This is a genomic window from Desulfatiglans parachlorophenolica, from assembly GCF_055394735.1.
On the sequence record NZ_AP042460.1, the window covers coordinates 3,179,325 to 3,201,935 of the forward strand.

Sequence of the window (22,611 nt, forward strand, 5' to 3'; positions counted from 1 at the left end):
GCTAGTCCAGACGATGGCAGAAACCTGGCTGGTAAAGACTGTTTTCATGCCTTCAATGGGCTCGCGGGGCCTGGACCGGTTGGAGCGCCTGCACCCGGCCATCCGGAGGCTCCTGAACTCCCATGAATACCCGGCCGGCATCGAGATGCGGCTCCACGACCTGCGGACCGATCTGATCCGCGCCGCACGCGAAGCCGCCGGGAAGTAGCCGATCAATAGTAATACCAGATCGTCCGGTAGTCCGCGGGGTCTTCTCCCACGCTCCTGAGGCGCCTCACATAGTCGTAGACCGACACGTCCGTGTAGACGTAGGTGTCGACCAGCTCCAGCTTCTTCTCCCAGGGGTGGAATTCGAAGACGCGGCATCCGTCGGGTAGGATGGAGATGACGTCGTGGTGCTGCCTCGCGCGCAGGTAATTCTTCCCGAGGCGCGGGACATTGAAAACGATCTCGTCGGTCCGCACGGTCCCGGGCAGGAGCCGCGCCTCCTCGTGCTGCTCCTGCAGCAGACGGCTGATGGGCACCCGGTATTCGTCCGTCTCTTCCTTCCCTTTGGTGTTGAAGGTGTAGTAGGGCGTGACCCCGATGAGGCGCAGCTTGTGGCGCAGGAAGGCGGCCTCGAACTTCCGTGAGTTGTAGAAGGTGTAGACCAGTTGGTTGTAGACCTCCATCCCGTAGCGTCTGAATTTCTGCACCGCCTCGAGGGCCTGGGGCGTGATCTCGTAAGGGTGCTCGAAGTGGGTGATGATGATCACCTCCCGCTTGCCGGGGTGATGAAAGTGGTTGATGTCCCTCACCAGCGTGTCCGTGATCCGCTGCGGCAGGGTGACGGGCGTGCGGGTGCCGATCCGGATCCTCTCCACATGCGGGATCTTCGAGAGGCGGTAGAGGAGGTTTTCGATCCGGTCGTCCGAGAGCAGCAGCGGATCCCCGCCGGTTACGAGCACCTCATGGATCTCCGGGGTCTCTTCGATCCAATTCAGGGCCCGGTCGAGCTTCTCCTGCCCGAGGGCGGCGTTGGCCGAATAGACGTCTTCGATCTCCCAGTTCCGCTGGCAGTAGACGCAGATCTGGGGGCAGGTCAGGATCGGCTTCAGGATCACGATGGAGGGGTAGCGCCGCGTGATGCCCTCGATCGGGGAGGTGTCGCGCTCGAGCATGAAGTCCATCGAATGCTCCGAGCCCTCCCGCAGGGCCATCATCTTTGTGACATAGTGCATGCTCGGCAGGACCTGCGCCCGGACGGCGGTATCCCGTCCCCCGCCGGGCTTTCGATCGAAGAGGGACAGGTAGTACGGCGTGATGCCGAAGGGGATCCGGTTTTCCCGCGCCAGCTTGATCGCCCGGTACTCGTCCTCGGTCAGCTCGACCATGGCCGCGAGGGTGTCGGCGTTGCGGATAATGTGCTTCGTCTGCCAGCGCCAGTCGTCCCATTCGAGCTCCGTCGCCTTGAAGTAGTCGAGGATCCGGACCTTGTTGCGGCTGCGGCGCCGGATCACGTCTTCGTCGAGGCCGCAGGCGTAAAGCGCCATGAACTTCTCCGCCGCACGCATCATGCGCGAGAGGTCCGCCGAGCGGAGCTTCGCCGCCCGGCGTCCTTCATACTTCGGAAACGCCGGCATCTTCTCCTGATAGATGCCGGTCTTGCCCATCACCCCGCGCATGAGATGCTCCATCTCAGCCAGGAAACCGGGCGAGGGCCTCTCGAGGCCGTGGTAGTCGGACCGATGGAGCAGGTCGTTCAGGTACCTGAGGAGGCTGTATCCCGCAAGGCGCTCGCTGCGCCTCGACAAGATGCTCTCGAAGACCCGGATCGCGTCACGGACCTGGATGCACTCGAGCGGGGGCACCACGGGATCGTCCTCGAGCGTCCTGCGCAGCATGTCCTCCAGAAAATGCCGGATGCTTTGGCGTTTGTCGTCGAGCGGGGCCTCCGACAACAGGATCTCCTTGATCGGAGGTGCCAGATCCAATATCTTGAGCAGCCGTGATCTGATCTTCTCTCGTTCCATCGTCTATCCTCTCTCAGTAAATCTGTAAACTGCGTGATATCCGCCGGGCCTGGAACCCCATGACGGCAGGAGCAAAGCCCCCCTGTCCAACTGATGCAGGGCGAGCAAGAGATCCTTCTGCGGCCGAACGGAATACCCTCAGCGCTCAGCCGCCTTTCACCGGAAACAGCCTTTTTCAACGGGCCGGGCGAACAGGGGGGGCACCATTCTCCATCGTTCCTGGAGAGCCGCCCATTACGCGCCCCCCACCTGACCCTCCTTCAGGATCACCCGGGCATCCACGATGCGCACACCCTTTTCATAGGCGATCACGGGGTTCAGGTCCATTTCGGCGATCTCGGGGTAGGACTCGATCATTTCCGAACACTGCAGCAGCACCCGCGCAATCGCGGTCTTGTCGTACGGGGGGTTTCCGCGCACGCCGTTCAGAATGGCGATCGAGCGCACGTCCTCCATCATCTTGCGGGCCGAGCGCGGGGAGATGGGCAGAACGCGGAAGGCCACGTCCCGGAGGACCTCCACCATCACCCCGCCGAGTCCGAACATGATCACCGGACCGAACTGGTCGTCGATCTTGGTCCCGATGATCAGCTCGAGGCCCGGCGGCGCCATCGGCGAGACCATCACGCCGCGGATATCCGCGTCGGGCCGGTATCTTCGGGCGTTGCCGACGATCTCCTCGAAGGCCTGCCGCACCGCGCCCTCCCCGGTGACGTTCAGGCGCACGCCGCCCGCATCCGTCTTGTGGAGGATGTCCGGAGAGACGATCTTGAGGGCCGCTTCGCCACCGCAATCCGCCGCCATGGCCGCCGCCTCGTCGGCCGTCCGGGTCAGCCGGTCCTCGCTGACCGGCGCCCCGTGGATCTGAAAGAGCCGCTTGGCCTCCGGCTCGAGCAGGAACGTCCTGCCTTCCTTTCGGACCGTCTCGATGATGGCCCGCCCTTCCGGCCGCGCCTTGGCGCCCCAGTTGAAGACGAAGTTGACCTTGGCGTGGTATTCCCTCAGGTAGCGACCCCGCTCCGCCAGGGCCCCGATGCATTCGCAGGCCGTGTCGAGGGAGTCGTAGACAGAGATGTTGTAGTACCGCAGGAGTTCGAGGGAATGCGGTCTGGCGGAGCTGTAGAGGCTGTGGACGACGATCGGTTTATCCCGCTTGCGGACGAGCTTTCCCATCTGGTGCGCAGCGTCCTCCTCCTTCCACTTGAGGCTTTCGGCGAACCGGATCCCGTAGCCGCCGAAGAGGCCGACCAGGAGCAGCCCGCCCACATGGGGGTCCTTCAGGATGATCCGGGCGCACTCTGCAAAGATGGACGGGTCCGCATCGGTTCCCCCGGCCACGTCGACCGGATTCCTCACCGAGGCGGTGAAGGGCAGGATCTTCTTCAGGCGCTCCTGCGTCTTATGCTCCATTTCCGGGATTTCCACGCCGAGGTCCGTCAGGATATCGGCCGCGATGGTGGCGTGGCCGCCGCCGTCGGCCAAGATGGCCACCCGGTTGTTCCGAATGGAGGGGAGGCTCGAGAGGGTCTCGGCAATCGGGAAGAGCGCATCGGATTTTTCGACGACAATGATCCCGGCCCGCTTGAACGCGCTGCGGGCCACCTCGGAGATGCCCGCGAGCGCACCGGTGTGGGAGCCGGCCGACCGCCGGCCGGTCTTGGACCGCCCGCTCTTCAGGAGGATGATGGGCTTGTGGAGCGTCGTCTTGTAGGCCTCCTGGAGGAAGCGCCGACCGTCGCGCATCCCTTCGACATACATCAGGACGGCCCGTGTGTCGGGCTCCTCCTTGAAGAAACTCAGATATTCATGGAAACGGATGTCGGATTCGTTTCCCACGCCCACATAGTAGGAAAACCCCTTGCGGCTCTTGAGGCGGGCCTCGGTCATGAGCGTAAGGGCCATGTTCCCGCTCTGCGAGACGAGCGCGATATCGCCCTTGGGCGCATCCGGCAGCCCGACCAGGTTCATGCCGGTCTTCAGGTTCATCATGCCGGAGGTGTTGGGGCCGATGATGCGCACGTTGTTCCGGTTCGCGGCCTCGACCACCTCCTCCTCGAGCCTCCGCCCCTCCGCGCCGGACTCGCGGAACCCGCCGGCGATGATGACGGCCCCCGAAACACCCTTCTTGCCACAGTCATCCAGGACCGCCGGGATCGTCCCGGCCGGCGTGGTGATGAGCGCCAGGTCGACCGGCTCCTCGATGTCCGAGACCTTTTCGTAGCACCGGAAACCCAGGACGCTTTTCTCCTTCGGGTTGACCGGAAAGATCTTTCCTTCATACTTCTCGTCGATCAGGGTCCGCACGGCCTGAAACCCGCGCTTCGTTTCACTCCTCGAGGCCCCTACGACGGCAACCGACTGTGCATTCAATATCCTCTTCAGTGGCATCAACCCTCCTTCGTGTCTGGAATTTCCTAAGGCGCTCTGGCTGAAACCCGCCCGTCCCTTCGCTCACTTTCGCCTGCCCTTTTCCCTCCATCCCGCAGGGCATCCCGCCCCCGCCGCTCGAAAAGGCCGTCTCATTACGGCCGCTTGCGCTCCTCGAACCGGACGAGCGACTCCTGCCGCTCCTTGGTGGACACGCAGGCCAGACAGGCCTCGATCTCATAGTCCATCAGGGCTTCGAGGCTCACCTCGGAGGCCATGTGAAGCCCCCGCTTGATCATCCGCATGGAAAACGAGGAGTTCTCCGCGATCGCCCCCGCCATCGCGTAGGCGGCCTCCATCAATTGGTCAGCCGGCACGGCTTGATTGACGAGGCCGATCCGCTCGGCCTCCAAGCCGTCGATGTTGCGGGCCGTAAAGAGCAGTTCCTTCGCCCGCCCCGGGCCGATCAGGTCCTGGATGAGGCGCATCGCTCCCCCGGTCACCGAGGAGGTCACCCGCGCCTCCGGGGAGCCGATCTGGGCGTTCTCCGCCGCTATGCGGATGTCGCAGGCGAGCGCCAGTTCGTATCCAGACCCGAGCGCAAAGCCGTTGACAGCCGCGATGGTGGGCTTCGCGAAGCGCATGATTCTGCGGGAGGCCTCCTGAAGTTCCTCCAAATAGGCGCGGTAGTCCTCGAGGCTGCGGTCCTTCGACTCCTTGAGATCCGCCCCGGTCGAAAAGGCCCGGCCGCTGCCGGTGATGACGAGGACCTTGACGCCGTCGTCGCTCTCCGCATCCCGGAGCGCCTCCTGCACATCCAGCCAGAGCCGCCGGTTCATCGCATTGAGAACCCGGGGGCGGTTCAAGGTGATGGTCGCCGTCCTGCCGCGCTTTTCGTACAAGATACACTCGAACTCCATGCTCACTCCCCTGTCCGGTCAGTCGTTGCATGCTCTCTTCCAGGCCGGTTTCCCCAAGAAGCATCCTTGCCCCGAAGGCCGCCGGGCGAGCCGCACCCAGGAACAAGCCGGTCTCTCGAACATCATTCTTCATGAAAAGCAGGACCTCTCCCCCGTATCCGGCAACGGCCTCCCGGATGATAGACGGTCAACACGGGCACCCCTGCCGCACCTGGAACGGTCGATGTCACCAGCGGTCGCACCATCGCCTCTCCCTGGGCGGCGGAGCACATCGACAGGGCGCAGGGGAACTCCCTGAAAGGCCCTGCCTGTGCCTCCCTTCGGGTTCTTCTGCCGGACGGGCCTCGGAAGTCCCTCTGGGCTGCCGGACCCATTCATTGCCGGGACCGGGGAATTCCCGCTGTGCTGATTCAGTGATCGGTTTGCGGAGGGACAGCCCGCAGGTCATCGGGTCAACGCACAGGTCGATACCCGGATCGGTCGAAAAGACCCTTTCCGTATGGAAACGCTTCAACGAAATCGGCAGGACGGGCAGAAAAACCGCGAAGAAGAGATCTTCGCCAGATAAACCGAAGAACAAGCATCCGAGGATGTCTGCGATCACGAGAGATCACAGCTCAGAACACATGAGCACAAATATTTTCGCATAGAACGGGTTTTTTGTCAACCCATCTGCCGAACACGGCCGGCGGAATCCCGCCCGCTCTCGAGGTGGACCCGATGCCCGAGAGCATTTTTTGAAGATTCAAAGGAGGTAGTTTCCAAGATCTCTACCGGCATGCCGTCTTCACCCTTTCTTGAGCGCCCATGCCTTTTCCCAGAGCCGTACTCCCCGATCTTCCAGGCGAACGAGATAGGCATCCCCATCCACCTCGACGACGGTTCCTTCGCCGTGGATGGTCCGAACGGCGTCGCCCACCTGAAAGGATTTTTTTCGCGGCGCCTTCGGCTGAGGGGCCCCGGTCGTCGATAGGCGCAATGCAGGCTTTGAAAACGGCCGGGATCCCCTCACCGCGCCTCCATCCTGACAAGCGGCGGCGACCTCGGGTATTCGAGGCTCTTCATAACGCTTCACCGCCGACTGCCATTCAGGGGTGAGGACATTCTTGAACTCCTGGGGGAGGCTCAGCTCCCGGATCGCCCGGGTGAAGCCCACGTAAGCGACGTTGGCCTCGTCGCCGAGTTCCTTGACCGGAGGCCCGCCGCTCTTTGACAGCGAGGCTGAAAGATCCGCATCGATGGTCACCCGCTCGAATTCCCGCCCCTTGGCCCCGTGGACCGTCGAGAGGATGATTCGCGGACCCTCGCCGCCCTGCCCCGACCGCTTGGAGATCCTCATCATGTCATAGAGGGCGTCCGGGAAAATGGGGCTCTTTTCCCTGACCAGCCTGGCCATGCCGGCCAACTGGAAGTCATCCAGATCCCTGGCGTACTCTTCAAGGGCATCGAGGCCCTTGAAAGACCGGATGAACGGGTCGCGGATCTGGCCGTGCTCATCTTCCGAAAGCCGATAGACATCGAGGATCCTCCCCAGCACGGCGCCGACGCTCCCCTCCAGGGAAAAGGAGACCCGCCGGGATCGGAGTTCCAGGGCCTTTTCAAAGAGGGCCAGATTGGTCCGGCTCAGGATGGCGCATCGCTCCCCGGCCTTCGGACGCGGGAGACCGGTGTAGAAGCGCACCCTCGACGTCTTTTCGGTGTTCCCCTGTATCATGAAACCCGCCTCCCCCTTCGCCTCCCGGATGAACAGCGAGGCGAGGTCCGCAATCTCCTTCCCGAACCGGAAACTCAGGGTGAGATCCCGCTCAGCGTCAAAGGGCAGCCGCTTCATGGCATCGATGGCGTATCGAAAGCTGTAAATCTGCTGGTGGGAATCCCCGACGATGACGACCCGTTTGCGGCAGTGCGCCAGGGCGTCGAGCATGACCGGTGACAGATCCTGACCCTCGTCCACCAGGACCATATCGTAGCGGTCGAGGCTCCTGTAGAAGCCCCCTTCCCTGTGAAAAAGCTTCAAATAGAAGTCATGCGGGCAGGGTTTTTCCTGCCGGTACCATTGGCCCAGAATCTCCCTGCTGGTCTGAACGATGAGGTCCTGAGCCTCTTCGACGGCCTCTCTCACCACACCGGTGACATGACCCAGGTGCCCCTGTTGAAAGACTTCCATAGCCGCTTCGACCTTTGGAAACGGCGAGTTCAAAAAGAACTCCATGAAGTCGTACCCCACAGCGGCGAACTGCTGGGCGTTTCTCCCTCCCCGAAACGCGGGGAGCACATCGGCCACCGTGAAAGTCCCCACCTGGTCTTTCCATCGGCCGACATCCGCCGAAAAGGCCAGGGAATGGACCGTCCTGATCTCCACATTTCCCGGGAACCTCCCCTGCGCCTCTTCTCTGGCCTTCCGGTTGTAGACGAGGTAAAGGATCCTCAGATCATGATGTGCAGAGGCGATCATCTGAAGCGTGGTAGTCTTTCCCGTCCCCGCCCGTGCATTGATCAGAAGAACCCTCCCTGTTGAACCCAGTATGGCCTGCTGTTCTTCAGTCGGCTTCACGACCCGTACCAGCCCTCCCGTCATGTTCGATCAGGCGAGAGGCTATAGCGCCTCACCCTGTCCGTCAATCCCAAAGCGGCGATCCTCAATCCTGCTCCTTTTCTTTGCCTTTTATGGTCCTCGGCCAGTCTCCCTTTAGGCGAGAATTGCCTGGCGCACTGCTTCGGCCCCTGCCAGCGGTCCATCCCTCGCATATCGGTTTTGAAGTCCTCTGTCAATCCCTCTCTCGAGGCAGAAACAGCCGAAAGAGGACTCGCAAAACTCGAACTGATTCAAACGAATGCCTCTTGACACATCTAAATGTGGTTGACAAAAAACCCCATCGAACGATATATATTTCCCTTATATTGATTATTTCAGTTTAAATTTTGCGTTGAAACGAGAAATTCCGATGGATAAGAAAAACCACCAAAGGATTATCTGATCATCCAAGAGCGGGGTGTCTACGGGCGCGCCAGATCCGGCATACATCCAAATGCGGCTTGGAGGAAATAATTGCACTTTCGGAACTAGTGTCGTCTCCATCCGGAAATGATTTCCCGGTACAACCCAGTTTCCAATCCGGAAATGATTTCCCAGTACGACCCGTTTCCAATCCGGAAATAAGGATTTTTTGCCAATATCAAGGAAATCAATCGTTTGCGCGGAGGCGACCTGTGGGTCGCCGCACAAGCAAATGCGCAGATTGACGCCGAGATTGGCAAAAAAGACCATTTCCGGATGGAAACGAACTAAAAATCTGGAAAAGAAATCGCGGCGGGTTGAAATGCTTATTGATTTGGAGAATGACGCCGAAGACCTGTATGAATAGCAGCCGAAACGGCGACGGAAATCCGTCTGACTTACTGGTTTTCCAATGGAGTTCGATTGATGCAATCCATCAAAGCGAAGATGCTGCTGTGGTTCGGCCTGACGTTGACCGTGCTGCTGTCGCTGCTCGCGGCCACCACCTATTGGCAAACCAAAGACACCGTGATTGCTCTGACGCGGGAACTGAGCCAGGAGGTGCTCGCGGCCCGATCGGCCGAGTTGGGCCGGCTGATGCAGGGTTACCTGAGCGATGTCAAGACGTTCTCGAGCCGCAACCTGATCCGGAGGGGAGATTTCGTAGAGATCGGCATGGATCTGCAGAGGAGGGCCAAGGGCATCAACCCCGACTATGAAATGCTTTTTTTCGCCGACGCCCAGGGGCGTTTCATCACCACGACGGGCGCCATGGGGGACGTGTCGGACCGGCGTTACGTGAAGGCCATCATGGAGGAGGGCCGGCGCGAGTTCATCAGCGAGCCGGTCATCTCGCGCGCTTCGGGCGAGTACGTCTTCGTGGTGGCCGCCGCCGTGAAAAATGATGACGGGAAGCCGATCGGCCTGATCGGCGCGACGGTCCTCCTCAACACGCTTTCGGATATCGCGGGCTCGATCACCATCGGCGGGAACGGCTTCGGATGGGTGGCGGACCACAATGCGCTCGTCATTGCACACCCGGACCCGAAGATGCGCATGCACTTGAATCTGCTCCGAGCCTCGGAACGCGGGTTCAAAGGGGTGGAAGAGATCGGACGGATGGTGACGGAGGGCCGGTCAGGTCTGCGCGCCTTCGAGCGGCCCGACGGGTCGCAGGTGGTGACGATCTTCAACCCGATCCCCAACACCCCGGGCTGGGCGATCGGGGTCTCTCTCTACGAGACGGAGCTGATGGGCAAGGCCTACCGCCTCATGCGGAACATCATCCTGCTGATGGTGGGAATTCTTCTGGCCGTTCTGCTGATGGTCGTTTTCATCTCCGGCCGGATCGCAAAACCCGTGCTCGATCTGAAGAAAGGCGTCGAGGTCGTGGCCTCGGGGAACCTCGACCATGTCCTCGATATCCACACCGGAGACGAAATCGAGGCCCTGTCCGGCGCCTTCAATCAAATGACCGGCGACCTGAAGGAGTATATCCGGAACCTGCAGCAGGTCACGGCGGACAAGGAGCGCGTGGAAGGGGAGCTTCGGGTGGCCAACAAGATCCAGACCAGCATGCTGCCGCGCGTCTTCCCTCCTTTCCCGGATGTCGAACGGCTCGATCTGTACGCCGTCATGGAGCCGGCCAGGGAGGTCGGCGGCGACTTCTACGACTTCTTTCTGCTGGACGATCAGCGGCTGTACTTCAGTATCGGGGATGTTTCCGGCAAGGGAGTCCCGGCGGCCCTCTTCATGGTCATCACCATGACCATCCTCAGAAACCAGATGGTCCAAGGCGGTTCCCTCGAACAGGTGTTCCACCAGACCAACAGCATGCTCTGCTCCGAAAACGTGGAGAACATGTTCGTGACGGTCTTCACCGGCCTGCTGGACATCCGGACCGGGGAGGTGGAGTTTGTCAGCGCCGGTCACAACCCGCCGGTCGTCTCCCGCCAGAGCGGAGACTTTTCCACCCTGGATGCGCCGGTCAACCTGGTGCTCGGCGGCATGGAGGATTATACGTTCCGGTCCTCGAGAACGATCCTCGAGCCAGGCGATCTGCTGTTCCTCTATACCGACGGCGTCACGGAGGCCATGAACGAGAAGGGAGAACTCTTCTCCGATGCCCGGATGATCGAGGCGGTCAACGGATTGAAGGGGCTCGACGTGCGATTGCTGGTCAAAGGCATGCGGGAAGCGGTCGGGCGGTTCGTCCAGGATGCGCCTGCATCGGATGATGTGACCATGCTGGCGCTGACCATCGACAAGGGGTAATGAACTGGTTATCGCCCACCATTCGGACACCAGAACACAGCGGATCGAGTCCGGACGCGTTCACAACCATACGAGATGGTTGGCCGGACACATGCGAGGTCTTTCTCTCTGATCTCACGGCCGCGGACATCGTACAAGCTTCCTGCCAAGTCGTTGTTCTCTTCTGAAAAACACCCCACCAAAGCTCAGTCCTTGACCTAAGAGAAGGATGCACCGCCTGTGGTTGGATACAAAATGACAGATTCCCGTCATAGACATTCCTACGGTTTTCTCTAAGACTAGTCTCCATTCGGAAATGATTTCCCGGTACAACCCAGTTTCCAATCCGGAAATGAGGTTTTTCGCCAATATCAAGGAAATCAAGCGTTTGCGGGGAGGTAACCTGTGGGTCGCCGCACAAGCAAACATGCAGATTGACGCCGAGATTGGCAAAAAAGACCATTTCCGGATGGAAACAAGACTACACAAAGGTCAAATCTTATCGATTCAATCAACAAGTACACCCAGCAGAATGCTAACCGATCAGAGGCTCTAGATCAAACGGCAAGCTGAGCGATCCACGGCAGGTCCGGTTCCTAGCCCTGGAAGTTATGCGCGCGGAGCATCGATCAACACGGGGCAAGTCGGTTTCCACCGCAGCCGGCAAGTCTGCCAGAGGAAGAGAATGCGCACCACCCGGCGGTTGCCCTTCTCTCTGACCCTGTCTTCGCAGCACCTCCGGAACAGGACGGCGAACCGAAGCATCCGCTCGGCATGATGATGCAATCGCCCCCCCTGATCAGAAAGCAATGTTTAAAGGTTTTCTATCTCTCTGCAGGCGGGTAACGAACAAAGCGAAGCGATGAATAATGGAGGAGTTAGAGATGGCCAACTACGTGAATACCGTCCTCGGCAGAATGCCCACGGACGCCATGGGACCAACGCTCATCCATGAGCATGTCAATTTTGGTTTTGCAGGTTGGTACGCTGATCGCACCGTGGCCCCGTTTGATAAAAAGGCTTCCTTTGATAGGGCCGTGGAGACACTCACTGCCGTAAGGGAATCCGGCGTAAGAACATACCTTGACGCTACGCCGAATGATTCGGGAAGGGATGTCAGATTCCTGAAACAGGTTTCCGGCGCATCCAAAATAAACATCATTTGTGCAACCGGGCTCTACAACGAAGCGCAAGGGGGTTCAGCCTATTTCAAATTCCGCAACGCACTGCCCTTTGCCAATGCCGTGGAGGAGATCCAGGAGTTGTTTTTAAAAGAGATCACAGAAGGGATCGAGAATACTTCCATCAAGGCTGGTTTCATTAAGGTAGCTACAGGCGATGGCACTATATCTTCTTATGAAGAAATGGTCTTGAAAGCAGCAGCAAGGGTCTCAAAGGAGACCAGTGTTCCCATCATTACGCATACGCACGGTGGAAAACTGGCTCTGGCACAAGCCGATCTTCTTATCTCTCAAGGCGCAAATCCATCGCAAATAGTAATAGGTCACATGGGTGGTGTCTCCGATATCGATTACCATATCGCTGTTCTTGGCATGGGTGTTTATATCGGTTTCGACAGGTTTGGAGCTGACATGCCGCCGGAGAAACCGGATTCAGAGAATATTTCTTGTATCCTGAAGCTCATCCAACGTGGTTACGTGCAGAAGCTCGTAGTTTCCCATGACTACACAATCAATTTACTGGGAAGGCAGGTTCCACAACTACTGGCCCATCTCCCAAATTGGTATCCCACGCATGTATTCAAAAACATCCTGCCGGCCTTGAAGACAAGGGGCGTGAGTCATCGCCAGATTGAAGAAATGACAGTCGATAATCCCAGGAAACTGTTTGAAGGTGAATAGCAATATGTCGGCTGGTAGCTATCTAGTTTCCATCCGGGAATGGTCTTTTTTGCAAATCTCGGCGCCAATCTGCACGTTTGCTTGTGCGGCGACCCACAGGTCGCTTCCGCGTAAACGTTTGATTTCCTTCATATTGGCAAAAAATCCTCATTTCCGGATTGGAAACTGGGTTCTATAGGGAAATCATTTCCGGATGGATACTATCTTTGAAGAGCGCCTAGAACAGATATATGTTCTCAATAAGCTTTGCGTGGCGGTAGTTTCTATTAATAAGTCCAAATTCAATTTACGAAAGAAGTATAGGGATGGGCCTATACAATCCTACAGGAGGATTTTCCATGACAAGACAGTTTGAAAACAAAGTTGCCTTAGTGACCGGTGCCGGTTCAGGTATCGGAAGAGCGGCAGCTCTCGCGTTCGCCCGAGAGGGAGCAAGGGTCGTTGTGGTGGATATAGCGGAAGTAGGGGGCATGGAAACGGTAAAGCTCATCGAAGAAGGGGGCGGACAGGCGATTTTTGCGCGGTGTGACGTTTCCAGCCGCCACGATGTCGAAGCGATGGTAAAGAGAACGGTTGAAACCTATGGACGCCTTGACTGCGCCTTCAACAACGCAGGCGCAGGCGTCCTCACATCAACGACTGATTGTACAGAGGAAGCCTTTGATCTTGCCGTCCGGGTTAACCTTAAGGGCGGTTGGCTATGTATGAAATATGAGATTTTGCAGATGGAAAAACAGGGCGGTGGCGCGATTGTGAACACAGCCTCGGCCGCTGGCGTCGTGGCACAGCAGGGGCATTCGCCCTATAGCGGCGCAAAAGCTGGACTCATTCAGTTGACAAAGGTAGCAGCGCTCGAGAGTGGGGAAAAAGGCATACGAGTAAACGCAGTGTCCCCAGGCCCGATCCGCACCCCGATGCTCGAGCCGCTTCTAAACGATCCAAGGATAAAGGAGCATATCACAAAGAACGTGCCCATGCATAGAGCGGGAACCCCAGAAGAAGTTGCGGCAACAGCCTTATTCCTCTGTTCCGACGCGGCATCTTTCGTCAATGGCGCGATCGTACCTGTGGATGGTGGTAAGACGGCAGGTTTCTTGAGACAATAGGTATGTACCTATCCAAATTGTCAGCGCTTCGCCCCTAGAAAAAATGCTCATGAATTTGTCGAAACCCGGTGATCATCAAGAACTTGATGAGTTTAAAAATAGCAGGCGATAGTCCAATTTTTCAAAGGGTAAGTAGCCAGGGAGGCAAAACGGCAATGGAATGTAGGTTTAGCAAAGATGAAATGATAAAGCTGTACATTAATCTTGTGCGTACTCGGACACTTGATGAAGTCATGGTCGGAGGACTGCTTGCAGGAAAAGTCGGTGGTCACTGGACGAGCCAGGTTGGACAGGAAGCGATGGGTGTAGGAGCATCCAGTTTTCTTCGAAATGACGATTATATCCTATACGGTCACAGAGGCCACGGGATTACCACTCTCATACCAAAAGGTCTGCCACCGAAGGCTTTCATCGCCGAGCACTATGGCAGGGCGATGGGCAGCTGCCAAGGGATGGCATTTTTCCGCGAATTTGAGGCCCATCTGGGGATCGTCGGTCTGAGTGGAACGCTTGGAGGGAACTTCGTTGTAGCTGCAGGATTGGGAATCGGCGCCAAGAAGAGAGGGAAAGGTCAGATCGTGGTTTGCATTGAAGGCGATGGGACTTATAGCCGGGGCACCTTTCACGAGAGTGCCTTGATGGCTGCGAACTGGAAACTCCCTATTGTCTGGGGGATTGAGAATAATCAGTACATGATCTATTCGCACGTCAGCGAGCTTTACCCGAAGGAAAATCTCGCAGACCTCGCATTTGGTTACGGTATGCCCAGCATTGTAGTAGACGGACAGGATGTTGTGGCGGTAGCCGAGGCATATGCCTCCGCCTTTGAAAGGGCAAGGGCAGGGGAAGGCCCGAGCCTGATTGAGTGCAAGACCTATCGTATCGAGCCCCACGTCTTTGGGATGGCCGATCTTAGAGGAGCAACACCACGGCCAAAGGAAGAAATTGATGTCTGGAAGAAAAGGGATCCGATCAAGTTGTTTCAGAAGAGGCTTCTTAAGGAAGGGATATTGACTGCGGCCGATATCGAACGAATTGAGAGCGATACGAAAAATGAAATGGATGAGGCAGAAATGTTTGCAAGCGAAAGCCTTCCACCAGACCCGGAGATACTGCAACGTGCTCTTTATGCCGAATAAAGAGAAAGGGGCGCAAGCATGAGAAATGTTGCATTTTGGCAAGCCATAAACGAGGCATTAACGGAAGAGATGGACAGGGATGAAACGGTATTCCTTATGGGCGAATGTATGAGGGGTTCACTCTTTGGAACATCGAAGGGATTGGTAGATAAATTCGGACCGGAAAGAGTCCTCGATACTCCGATAAGCGAGTGTGCTATTGCAGGCGCTCCAGTTGGAGCGGCAATAGCTGGCTATCGCCCTATTGCCGATTTGATGTTCAGCGATTTCTTTCTTATCAGTGCCGATGAGATATGCAATAAAGCTGCGAAATGGCGTTTTTGCCACGCCGGGAAGACAAAACTTCCAATTGTATACATGGCGTCAACGGGTGGATATATCGGAAGTGATGCTGAACATTCACAGTGCAATGAGTCACTTATTATGCATACTCCAGGCCTGAAGCTCGTCATCCCGTCCACCCCTTATGATGCTAAGGGACTTCTGAAAACAGCTATCAGGGACAACAACCCGGTTGTTTTCCTGTATCACAAGCAGTTGCTAGGGACCAAAGGAAACATACCCGAAAAGGAGTATACGATTCCTTTCGGCAAGGCGGATATCAAGAGAGAAGGCACAGACGTTACTGTGATTGCCACCGGCTATATGGTCTCGATGGCGTTGAAGGCAGCAGAGCACGTGCAGGCGAGGGGGGTCAGCGTCGAAGTCATCGATCCGAGAACGCTCGAACCTCTCGATATCGACACTATCGTTGCCTCCGTAAAAAAGACCGGGCGGGTGATAATCGTGGATGAGGATACCAAACGGTGCGGCGTCACCGGTGAGATCGCGATGCAGATTATAGAACAGGCCTTCGATAGTCTCGATGCACCAATCCAGAGAATTGCCGCAGCAAATTACCCCATCCCCGCCAGTAAATTCCTCGAAAGCTTCGTAATGCCGCAGCCTAACGATATCGTTAACGCTATCCGGGAAGCGACTGGGAAGGACCTTGGGGAACCGATGCAGGCTGAAACTGCCTTGGACTTCAGGACACTCACAGGCACGGTGGGGGTATCGAAGAAGGTGTAATTCCTTCCATGACACAATACATGACGTTCTTGAACATGGGTTATGTTCTAAAGCATTTGAGAACCTACTTTCGGTATCTTGGAGGTGTAGAGTGGCAGGTTATATAGCAATACCCAAGCTTTCTATAGCCATGGCGAGAGCCACGATAGTTGAATGGAAAGCTGAAGAAGGGGAACACGTTGAAAAAGACAGTGTTGTGCTGGTTATCGAGACCGAGAAGACATCCTGGCAGGTTAAGGCCGATTTGACCGGTTATCTTCATATTTTGGTAGGAGAAGGAACCGAAGTACCTCCAGGCAGAGTAGTAGGCCTCCTCGCCGAGAGCATCGAAGAACTGCAGCAAATTCAAAAAGACCCTGAGAATGAGATATTTATTGACAGCGGTGACGCGGAAGAAGGCCATCAGAAAGAAACCGCAACGGCGGAAAAGGCGCATCCGCAACCCGTCTTTCCGCGTGAACGTGCGCCGATATCCCCTGTTGCCCGGAAGATGGCTGAAGAGCACATGATCGATGTGGGGCAGGTGGTTGGAACCGGACCAGGCGGAAGAATTACCAAAGAGGATATCGAAAAGGCGATTGAGAAAAAACACGATCTGAAAGCAGGCAAGTTGCCGGCTGATGCGGATTACCATAGCAAGAAGGAAAGATCCGCTATCCCTCTCACCGGAATGCGCAAGCGAATTTCAGATAACATGTATCGGAGCCTCTCAACCTCAGCCCAAATGACAATCATGGGCGAAATGGATATGACGGAGATCGTGAAGTTGAAGCGATCCTTTCAATCAAGTGAAAATAATGATGATCTGCGAGTCACCTACATTGATCTGCTTGTGATGCTGATATCGCGTGCACTCATTGATCATAGAGATGTCAATTGCAGTGTGATTGGCAATGAGATCAAGATATGGGAAGACATTAACATCGGTGTAGCCGTAGCTGTGGGTAGTGAAGGGTTGATTGTGCCGGTAGTAAGAGATGCTGACAAAAAAAGGCTTGGCGAGTTATCGCAATGCATAAGAACACTCGTCAATAAAGCACAAACTGGAGATCTTTCTCCCGATGATGTAACCGGTGGTACATTTACGTTAACGACTCTTGGCAAGGGCGGGATAAGCGTTTTTCAGACACCTATACTGAATCAACAGGAATCAGCGATACTTGGGACAGGGCCCATTACCGATAAGCCGGTGGTTAGAAACAATCAGATTATGATAGTCCCGATGATGCCGTATAGTCTTACTTTCGACCACAGGGCGATCAATGGATTCGGTGCAGAAAAATTTATCAGTAAGATACAGGCATTATCCCAGACGCCGGCACTTCTTCTTGTTTAGAAAACATGATGGGCAGCAATCAGGTAATGGTGTAACGCATAGGAGGCAGCAAAGGATGGGTTAAGGGCCATCCCCTTTACCACACACATCCGAGCTACGTTCACGGGAGCGGGGGCCCACCCTCTCCTGACTCGGACGGGGGTAAAATGCCATTCACCTGCACCAACAGCCATAACGAGGACCAACAGCTATGAAGCACCCGCTCTGGACGCCACCTGCAGCGAGAATAGAAAAGGCCAACATTACCCGGTTCATGAAGGAGGTCAATCGGAGGTTCGGAAAAGCCTTCTCCACCTACTTCGATCTCTACAAATGGTCCGTCTCGGCTATCCCGGATTTCTGGGCAACCCTATGGAACTTTGTCGACATAAAAGCGTCAAGCGCCCCTGACCAAACGGTGGAAAATCTGAAACACTTCCCCGGTACGAAATGGTTCCCCGGAGCACAGCTTAACTTTGCTGAGAACCTCCTGCGGTACCGCGATGACCGGGACGCTCTCGTGTTCAGGCGTGAGGCAAAACCCCCGGTTCGGATAACCTATAAAGAATTATTTCGGATTGTAGGGCGCCTCGCCAATTCCCTGAAACGTCTGGGGGTCACCAGGAAGGATCGGGTTGTGGCCTATATGCCCAACATGACGGAGACGGCCATCGCGATGCTCGCCACCACGTCCATCGGCGCCACCTTCGCCTCCTGTGGTACGGAACTGGGCACCCAGGTAGTCATCGACCGGTTCAGTCAGATCGAACCTAAGGTCCTCTTCGCCGTGGACGGCTACCTTTACAAGAACAAGCCCTTTAACATCCTCCCTGACGTGCAGGCCGTGGCAGAGGCAGTCCCATCCCTCGAGAAGGTAGTTATCGTTCCTTCCGTGAGTGACACACCCGACATCACGAGTATACCGAAGGCGGTCCCCTACGGGGAGTTTCTGAGAGAGGAGGCGGAACTGGTCTTCGAGCAGGTCCCCTTCGATCACCCTGTCTACATCATGTTCTCTTCGGGAACGACGGGCAAACCGAAGTGCATGGTGCAGAGTGTGGGGGGGATTCTGATCAACCAGATGAAGGAACTTATCCTCCACGCAGATCTCACCCGTGAAGATACCATCATCTACATGACAGCTCCCTCCTGGATGATGTGGAACTGGCTCATGGCGTCCCTCTCTGTGGGTGCCACCGTTGTCCTCTTCGACGGCAATCCCGGATACCCCGACTGGGGTGCCATGTGGAGAATGGTGGAAGAGGAGAAGATTACCTTCTTCGGCACAAGTGCTACCTACCTGAACATGCTGAAGAGTCAGAACTACGTCCCCAAAAACCACTTCGATCTCTCTTCCCTCAAGTCCATGGGGCAGACTGGCTCCCCCCTCTCCGCGGACGGCTTCGAGTATGTGTACCGTTCGATTAAGGGTGATCTCCACTTCAACTCCCTCTCCGGGGGCACCGACATCAACGGCTGCTTCGTCATGGGTTGCCCCATCATGCCCGTCTATGCGGGAGAACTGCAGGCACCAGCCCTGGGCATGAAGGTCAAGGCCTACAACGAGAAGGGAAGCCCCGTCTTCGATACACAAGGGGAGTTGGTCTGTGAAGCGCCCGCTCCTTCGATGCCGCTCTATTTCTGGAACGATCCGGGGATGTCCCGCTATAGGAGGGCCTACTTCTTTACCTACCCCAATGTGTGGCGTCACGGTGACTACGTGGAGTTCTACAGTGACACGAAGGGCGTCACCTTTTTGGGCCGGTCGGACGCCATCCTCAAACCCTCGGGAGTGCGGATTGGGACCGCCGAGATCTACAACGTGGTGGACCGCTTTCCTGAGGTGGCGGATAGTTTGGCGATTGGCCAAAACTGGGATAGCGATCAGCGGCTCCTTCTATTTGTCAAGCTCGCACCGGGTGTGAGTCTCAATGACGACCTGAAGAAACGGATCAAGAAAGCCTTGAGGGACAAGGCGTCCCCCCGGCACGTGCCGGCCATGATCGTGGAGGTACCCGATATCCCTTACACCTTTAACATGAAGAAGGTGGAAAGCGCCATCACCAACATCCTCAACGGCGGGCAGGTTACCAACCGGGATGCGCTGATCAACCCCCAGTCCCTGGCCTACTTTGAACAGATAATGCCACATCTGGGAGATGAGCAGAGGATAAACCCCACGCCTACTTACACAGGCAAATAACAAACAGCCATCGCCCCTTTACGCACCGGCATAATTATGTGGCTTTCTCACAATCATCCCTAATCTACATCATCCTATCCTGGAAGAACGCAAGGGTTATTGCCCTGCCTGTCCCTTCGCCGCTGTACAGGCTACAAATGTCAACACGTCTGCTTATATAAGAAGACGGATGGCGGTGAGGTAATGGCGTAACCTATAGGAAGCGGGAAAGGATGGCTTGATGATCGTCAGATTTACACCATTCGAGAGGCACGCCCATGGAAAAGGTTATTATCACATGTGCTATAAGTGGAGGTGCATCCCCTGAAGGAAATCCCAACCTCCCAAAAACACCGAAAGAGCAGATTGTATCTGCCGTGGAGGCGTTCGACGCAGGAGCATCCGTCATTCACATACATGGCAGAAATCCCAAAACAGGCATGCCGGAACACGATGCAAGGTATCTTGCCGACGCTATTGCGCCAATCAAGGAAAAGTGCCCCGGGATAGTGATCAATGTTACTACCGGCGGATCAGGAAAACGGTGCGATGGTGACCATCTATACAACGAGAATCCAAAAGAAAGCGTAAAAGGCAGGATTTCGGTTATACCGGATCTGTGCAGGTGCAATGACACGAGACCTGATATGGCATCACTCAATCCTGGGTCACCGGTCATCGATCTTTACAGTAATACCCGGAAAGACTGGCTTCTGAAATTCGTGATGGTTCATACATTCAATGACATGGCCTATGTTGCCAGCGTTATGCAGCAATACGGCGTAAAACCCGAATTTGAGTGTTATGACGTAGGAATGACCAACAATGCTATTACCCTCAAAAACCTAGGATATATTGATGGGCCGCTGTACTTTCAGTGCGTCATGGGCGTTATGGGTTGCATTCCCGCAACTCCCGATAATCTGCTCCACATGGTCCGTCAAATCCCCAGTCAATACCCATGGTCCGTATGCGCTGTGGGCTTATCCGAGTTTCCCATGGTGACTATGGGCCTCATTATGGGAGGGCACGTCAGAGTGGGCTTTGAGGACAACATTTATCTCTATCCGGGCGTTGCGGCAAAATCTAATGCGGCACTGGTAGAAAAGGTAGTGCGATTGGCCCGCGAGCTAGGGAGGGAGGTAGCGAGTCCTAACGAAGCTCGTCGAATACTTAACCTCAATGAATATTCGTAATATTGACGCAGAACTTCCCAAGAAAATTCCCTGACAATATATTTCAACAGCAACTTAACATCCGTTTCATGCTTTTTTTCAATTCATTTTCTATGATCTATGATTTAGAATTTATATTATGTAATTCCGTGTGCGGCTTATATCTACCATTAACCTCGGCATCAATATAATCGCTTGCCTTTATGCATTAAATATGCTAGCGTTTTGACTAAGAAAGCCTTTCGTTGAAGAGCCAAATGTGAAGCGGCTTATCATAGACCAATCCAAAATAATTTCCGCAAATCAGTCAAGAGGCGTGACTTAACAGCCCTCGAGGATTCAGGTGTCAGACAATGTTGAATTCCGGAGAACTGTTAGACATCATAGAGATTGGCAGAACTGCTATAGGCTGTGATCAAGTCGATGAGCTTCGTAAGACAGTGGTCAAGCTCGCAGCCCGCTCATTTGCCGTAGAACGTGCCAACTTTTTTTTGATTCGTTCCTACCCATCCCCAAGACTAGATCTAGACCATATCATCGTCCAGGGGATTGACCAAGAATATCTGGATCTATACCGGCAACATTACAATCAAATGGATCCATTTCTTAAAATTCTCTCCAGTTCGGCCCAAGTGGCCACTGAGAGACATGTCATATCTGATTGTGATTTATGCAGAACTGAATACTATAACGATTTTCTAAGACCCCAGTCTATCCATTATCAGCTGGTTATATATCTGCGATCAGGTGGACAATTGTTAGGCACATTGGGCCTTTGCCGAGCTAAAGGCGAGAAAAATTTTTCTTCGAAAGATTTAAAAAAGGCTCAGCTATTGGAATCACACCTCGCAGGAGCCCTCCAGAAAGCGATCTTCATGCGTAAGCTCACGAAATCGAGCGAAATCATAAATTCCATATGTCCAGACCTCCCCTATAAGGGAGTGATGGTCTTGGATGAATCGTTGGAGCCGCTATACATGAATGAGGAAGCCTTGAAAGCGATTTCTTGTTTACAGGAAGACGAACAGGGCGCGAGCGAGGGAAAACCGCCTCTTCCAAGCCAGCTGTATGTTACGAGCCAGAATCTTCTCGAAAGCGCCGCAGCGCAATCAGGTGCTGCGCCTGTTGTTAAACTCGAGCTGAAAAGCAATGGCACCGGGCAGTCAGTTCCGTCAAGTTTCCGCGTCATAAATTGTTCACAAAACACAAATCTATGTTTGATTTATCTCGGGGAAAGCGAATCAACAACGCCTTTGTTTGAACAGCTGCAGAAATCCGGGCTTAGTCGCAGGGAATTCGAGGTTGCCGGTCTTGTCCGCGAAGGGTTCAAAAACCGACAGATAGCCAAAAAGTTGTTTATCAGTGAGTATACGGTTGAAAATCACTTAAGGTCAATTTATGAAAAGCTAGGAGTAAAAAACCGTACAAGCATGGCGCACAAAATACTATGCTTATCCGGACACAAATAGAAGCATTTATATTATTTCACTTAAAAACCGCTCAGCACTTATTTGAAATCGTGAATCTAAACCTCACATCTTACCTTGTGTCTATCCCAAAATGTTTTATCCAGCACGACCCAGTCTCCAATTGGTAAATGAGCCTTTTCTCCTCACCCTTTGGCCTCTCAGCTTTACCCCTTCGGGCCGAGTCCCGCTTCGGCCAATATCTACTCCATCCGCAAATGGTCATCCCGCGCGGCCCCATTTCCAATCCGGAAATGCGGATGTTTTGCCAATATCAAGGAAATCAAGCGCTTGTGCGGAGGCGACCTGTAGGTCGCCTCCGCACAAGCAAACACGCCCAGCTTGGCAAGAAATAGAGCTTTCCCGGATGGAAATCAGCTTAAATCCCGAATCGATATTATGAAAATTGACGACTTCCCGCTATTGTTATTTATTTAAATGCCTCCCATAATTTCATCAATCCCAAAAGAAAAAAGTTTGGCTGCTCGTCCTTGAGATGTCAGTCTCTTACGAAAATACTTACCGTGCCAACAAATTATAAAACTACTTAAAATCTACCATATTGATTTATCGGCATGTATGGTGGTAAATGCACTTAGGTTTAAACAAGACATATATCGCAAGTCTATCCGCTATTAGTTACAGATATAGTACAAACATAATAAACAATTTTGTTTTAACTTAACCAACGAACTGGTTCCCTTTCCATAGCAAAATATGCTTTTAATACAATTTTTATATCGAT

General features: G+C 54.9%; 17 protein-coding genes. 11 read left to right on the forward strand and 6 right to left on the reverse strand.

The window, feature by feature from the left end:
- Positions 1–13 precede the first annotated feature (13 nt).
- On the forward strand, positions 14–208 hold the full coding sequence (locus tag ACZ500_RS14895; RefSeq protein WP_464228136.1) for a hypothetical protein: 195 nt from the start codon (positions 14–16) through the stop codon (positions 206–208).
- Positions 209–212: 4 nt separating this feature from the next.
- On the opposite strand, the gene ACZ500_RS14900 is transcribed toward ACZ500_RS14895, so the two are convergent.
- From ACZ500_RS14900 to ACZ500_RS14920, 5 genes are all read right to left on the reverse strand, one after another.
- Positions 213–2,012, reverse strand: a complete 1,800-nt coding sequence (locus tag ACZ500_RS14900; protein ID WP_464228138.1) for a KamA family radical SAM protein — start codon at positions 2,010–2,012, stop codon at positions 213–215.
- A 234-nt stretch (positions 2,013–2,246) separates the two neighbouring features.
- Positions 2,247–4,400 carry an acetate--CoA ligase family protein gene (locus tag ACZ500_RS14905; RefSeq protein WP_464228139.1) on the reverse strand — a complete coding sequence of 718 codons (2,154 nt, stop codon included), beginning with the start codon at positions 4,398–4,400 and terminating at the stop codon, positions 2,247–2,249.
- A gap of 134 nt (positions 4,401–4,534) precedes the next feature.
- Positions 4,535–5,299, reverse strand: a complete 765-nt coding sequence (locus ACZ500_RS14910) for an enoyl-CoA hydratase/isomerase family protein (RefSeq protein ID WP_464228141.1) — start codon at positions 5,297–5,299, stop codon at positions 4,535–4,537.
- Between the two features lie 787 nt (positions 5,300–6,086).
- On the reverse strand, positions 6,087–7,853 hold the full coding sequence (locus ACZ500_RS14915; RefSeq protein WP_464228142.1) for a UvrD-helicase domain-containing protein: 1,767 nt from the start codon (positions 7,851–7,853) through the stop codon (positions 6,087–6,089).
- 351 nt (positions 7,854–8,204) lie between these two features.
- Positions 8,205–8,567 (reverse strand): hypothetical protein, encoded by a 363-nt coding sequence (locus ACZ500_RS14920; RefSeq protein ID WP_464228143.1) that lies wholly within the window; start codon positions 8,565–8,567, stop codon positions 8,205–8,207.
- Positions 8,568–8,723: 156 nt separating this feature from the next.
- Here ACZ500_RS14920 and ACZ500_RS14925 point away from each other — a divergent pair, with 156 nt between their 5' ends.
- Complete coding sequence (locus tag ACZ500_RS14925; protein ID WP_464228144.1) at positions 8,724–10,571, forward strand: SpoIIE family protein phosphatase; 1,848 nt, start codon at positions 8,724–8,726, stop codon at positions 10,569–10,571.
- A 331-nt stretch (positions 10,572–10,902) separates the two neighbouring features.
- Positions 10,903–11,106: a hypothetical protein gene (locus ACZ500_RS14930; protein ID WP_464228145.1), complete on the forward strand. Its 204-nt coding sequence runs from the start codon at positions 10,903–10,905 to the stop codon at positions 11,104–11,106.
- A gap of 53 nt (positions 11,107–11,159) precedes the next feature.
- Here ACZ500_RS14930 and ACZ500_RS14935 read toward each other — a convergent pair whose 3' ends face one another.
- Complete coding sequence (locus tag ACZ500_RS14935) at positions 11,160–11,336, reverse strand: hypothetical protein (protein ID WP_464228146.1); 177 nt, start codon at positions 11,334–11,336, stop codon at positions 11,160–11,162.
- Positions 11,337–11,434: 98 nt separating this feature from the next.
- Between ACZ500_RS14935 and ACZ500_RS14940 the strand changes: the two genes are divergently transcribed.
- From ACZ500_RS14940 to ACZ500_RS14975, 8 genes are all read left to right on the forward strand, one after another.
- Positions 11,435–12,412 (forward strand): phosphotriesterase family protein, encoded by a 978-nt coding sequence (locus ACZ500_RS14940; protein ID WP_464228147.1) that lies wholly within the window; start codon positions 11,435–11,437, stop codon positions 12,410–12,412.
- A 338-nt stretch (positions 12,413–12,750) separates the two neighbouring features.
- Entirely contained in the window at positions 12,751–13,518 is a 768-nt protein-coding gene (locus tag ACZ500_RS14945) for a glucose 1-dehydrogenase (protein WP_464228148.1), read from the forward strand.
- Positions 13,519–13,673: 155 nt separating this feature from the next.
- Positions 13,674–14,657 carry a thiamine pyrophosphate-dependent dehydrogenase E1 component subunit alpha gene (locus ACZ500_RS14950; RefSeq protein ID WP_464228149.1) on the forward strand — a complete coding sequence of 328 codons (984 nt, stop codon included), beginning with the start codon at positions 13,674–13,676 and terminating at the stop codon, positions 14,655–14,657.
- An 18-nt stretch (positions 14,658–14,675) separates the two neighbouring features.
- Positions 14,676–15,728, forward strand: a complete 1,053-nt coding sequence (locus tag ACZ500_RS14955) for an alpha-ketoacid dehydrogenase subunit beta (protein ID WP_464228150.1) — start codon at positions 14,676–14,678, stop codon at positions 15,726–15,728.
- A gap of 91 nt (positions 15,729–15,819) precedes the next feature.
- The gene (locus tag ACZ500_RS14960; RefSeq protein WP_464228151.1) at positions 15,820–17,064 is read left to right on the forward strand and encodes a dihydrolipoamide acetyltransferase family protein; all 1,245 of its coding nucleotides are present in this window, start codon (positions 15,820–15,822) and stop codon (positions 17,062–17,064) included.
- A 190-nt stretch (positions 17,065–17,254) separates the two neighbouring features.
- Positions 17,255–19,246, forward strand: a complete 1,992-nt coding sequence (locus tag ACZ500_RS14965) for an acetoacetate--CoA ligase (RefSeq protein WP_464228152.1) — start codon at positions 17,255–17,257, stop codon at positions 19,244–19,246.
- A gap of 257 nt (positions 19,247–19,503) precedes the next feature.
- On the forward strand, positions 19,504–20,421 hold the full coding sequence (locus ACZ500_RS14970) for a beta-keto acid cleavage family enzyme (protein ID WP_464228153.1): 918 nt from the start codon (positions 19,504–19,506) through the stop codon (positions 20,419–20,421).
- Between the two features lie 332 nt (positions 20,422–20,753).
- A complete protein-coding gene (locus ACZ500_RS14975; protein ID WP_464228154.1) occupies positions 20,754–21,869 on the forward strand; it encodes a response regulator transcription factor in 1,116 nt (371 codons plus the stop codon).
- Positions 21,870–22,611: the final 742 nt, after the last annotated feature.

Bases quoted from the DNA above. Each gene is read 5' to 3' on its own strand.
- ACZ500_RS14925 (WP_464228144.1), top strand. From the start codon at position 8,724: ATGCAATCCATCAAAGCGAAGATGCTGCTGTGGTTCGGCCTGACGTTG.
- ACZ500_RS14920 (WP_464228143.1), bottom strand. From the start codon at position 8,567: ATGGTCTTTTTTGCCAATCTCGGCGTCAATCTGCGCATTTGCTTGTGC.
- ACZ500_RS14975 (WP_464228154.1), top strand. From the start codon at position 20,754: ATGTTGAATTCCGGAGAACTGTTAGACATCATAGAGATTGGCAGAACT.
- ACZ500_RS14940 (WP_464228147.1), top strand. From the start codon at position 11,435: ATGGCCAACTACGTGAATACCGTCCTCGGCAGAATGCCCACGGACGCC.
- ACZ500_RS14970 (WP_464228153.1), top strand. From the start codon at position 19,504: ATGGAAAAGGTTATTATCACATGTGCTATAAGTGGAGGTGCATCCCCT.
- ACZ500_RS14900 (WP_464228138.1), bottom strand. From the start codon at position 2,012: ATGGAACGAGAGAAGATCAGATCACGGCTGCTCAAGATATTGGATCTG.
- ACZ500_RS14910 (WP_464228141.1), bottom strand. From the start codon at position 5,299: ATGGAGTTCGAGTGTATCTTGTACGAAAAGCGCGGCAGGACGGCGACC.
- ACZ500_RS14945 (WP_464228148.1), top strand. From the start codon at position 12,751: ATGACAAGACAGTTTGAAAACAAAGTTGCCTTAGTGACCGGTGCCGGT.
- ACZ500_RS14895 (WP_464228136.1), top strand. From the start codon at position 14: ATGGCAGAAACCTGGCTGGTAAAGACTGTTTTCATGCCTTCAATGGGC.
- ACZ500_RS14905 (WP_464228139.1), bottom strand. From the start codon at position 4,400: ATGCCACTGAAGAGGATATTGAATGCACAGTCGGTTGCCGTCGTAGGG.
- ACZ500_RS14955 (WP_464228150.1), top strand. From the start codon at position 14,676: ATGAGAAATGTTGCATTTTGGCAAGCCATAAACGAGGCATTAACGGAA.
- ACZ500_RS14950 (WP_464228149.1), top strand. From the start codon at position 13,674: ATGGAATGTAGGTTTAGCAAAGATGAAATGATAAAGCTGTACATTAAT.
- ACZ500_RS14930 (WP_464228145.1), top strand. From the start codon at position 10,903: ATGAGGTTTTTCGCCAATATCAAGGAAATCAAGCGTTTGCGGGGAGGT.
- ACZ500_RS14965 (WP_464228152.1), top strand. From the start codon at position 17,255: ATGAAGCACCCGCTCTGGACGCCACCTGCAGCGAGAATAGAAAAGGCC.